The sequence below is a fragment of the Stenotrophomonas sp. 2YAF22 genome (assembly GCF_052114665.1).
GTDB classification, from domain to species: Bacteria; Pseudomonadota; Gammaproteobacteria; order Xanthomonadales; family Xanthomonadaceae; genus Stenotrophomonas; species Stenotrophomonas indicatrix.
In genome coordinates, this window is the sequence record NZ_JBFRFE010000793.1 from 1 (window position 1) to 1594 (window position 1594).

The 1594-nt window shown below is 67.1% G+C and carries 2 protein-coding genes; both read left to right on the forward strand.

Annotated elements, in window-relative coordinates; translation table 11 throughout:
* Positions 1-168 precede the first annotated feature (168 nt).
* Positions 169-603, forward strand: a complete 435-nt coding sequence (locus tag AB4Y84_RS21175; RefSeq protein WP_025878496.1) for a VOC family protein — start codon at positions 169-171, stop codon at positions 601-603.
* A 300-nt stretch (positions 604-903) separates the two neighbouring features.
* On the forward strand, positions 904-1594 hold a 691-nt coding region (locus AB4Y84_RS21180; RefSeq protein WP_442250878.1), incomplete at its 3' end, for a helix-turn-helix domain-containing protein.

Below are 1594 nucleotides of genomic sequence, written 5' to 3' on the forward strand. Positions count from 1 at the left end.
GCGCAGGGCGACCCATCATGTGAAGAGTGTGCGAGGGCGTTCATCGCTGTCAACAGGACCTAAGTCACAGGCGCGATGTGCGGACTGGTTATCAGCCCATCACCGGCGGTCATCAACGGGCTGCACGGCGCTGCCGATAATGGTTCTCCCCGGCGACGAATCGAGCCCATGACCGTACATCGCGACTTCGACCATCTCTGGCGCGACCGCTGTGACACCTCCAGCCAGCGCAGCCCGCGCGTGCTGATCCGGGTGTTCGTCGCCCCCGGCGAACTGGAACGCAGCGTGGCCTTCTACGAGCAGCTGCAGGGTGTGGTCGCCGATGCCGGCTTTCCGTTTCCCGATGCGGGCCTGCGGCTGGCGATGGTCGGTGCGTTCCTGCTGATCGAAGGCTGCGACGAGGCGCTGGCGCCGTTCACGTCGACCACGGGCACGTTGCTGGTCGACGACGTTCGGCCTTATCACGACAAGCTGGTGGCCGCCGGCGCCGAGATCATCTTTCCGCTGCAGGTGGTACCGACCGGTGCGGCGTTCAATGCGGTGCATCCCGATGGCACCGTGGTCGAGTACGTGCACCACCGGCCGGACCCGCAGGGGCGCTGAGGTGGCGGCCGGGCTGCGCCCGGCACCCGCCGAGGCAACGGCGTAGGCAACTGCAACAGCCGAAGCAAAAGCTGGGTTCCTGTGGGTAGGCGAGGCAGGTCCTGTTGCGGGGGACGGCGCAAGTACGTCCATGTAGCCTCGGTCGCGCCATCCATGGCGCTCACGCCCCYGCAACCGGACCCACCCCGCCTTCGACAGTTYCCCGSTGCTGTTGGTAGGTGTCGACCTTGGTCGACACGGAGATCCACACCATGCGTGGGTGTTTTTCTCATGAACCTTTTAGACATACGCCATCCACGCATGGCGTGGATCTACAATCCCACCATGTCCTCCCCCGCTCTACCCTGGAATGGCACCCTGCTGCTGGATGCACACGTGGCTGTGCTGCAGGGCCACGCCGGTGACAGTGACACGCACGCGCACTACGCCCATCAGCTGCTGCTGAGCGAGGGCGACCCTTGGCAGGTCGAGATCGATGGCGTGCAGCAGCAGGGCCAACGGCTGTGGCTGCGCTCCTTCCAATCGCACGCGATCCTGTCGGCGCCCGCTGACGGCTGCACGGTGTTCCTCGAACCGGCACATGCCGACCTCGAACAGATCCAGCAGCATCTGCAGTCGTTGCCCGGCAATGCTGCGCAGCTGCACGAGTGGCTGCCGCGACTGAGCCGCCCACRGCCCCTGGACCGCCGTGTGCAGGCGGCGCTGGCCCGCATCACCCAGCACCTGCCCGGCCCGGTGCCGGCCGCCGATATCGCCGAGGCCGCGCATCTGTCGACCAGCCAGCTGCATCGGCGCTTCCAGTCCGAGCTGGCAGTGACCCTGCGCGGGTGGGTGCTGTGGCAACGGCTGCGCAGTGCGCTGGCGCATCATCTGCGCGGGCACAGCCTGACCGACAGCGCGCATGCCGCCGGTTTCGCCGATCTTCCCCACCTCTCGCGCAGCCTGCGCCGCATGTTCGGCATCGGTGCCGCGCAACTGCAGGGCCTGCAGC

Excerpts from the sequence above, each read along its gene's own strand:
- AB4Y84_RS21175 (WP_025878496.1), top strand. The coding sequence starts at position 169 with ATGACCGTACATCGCGACTTCGACCATCTCTGGCGCGACCGCTGTGAC.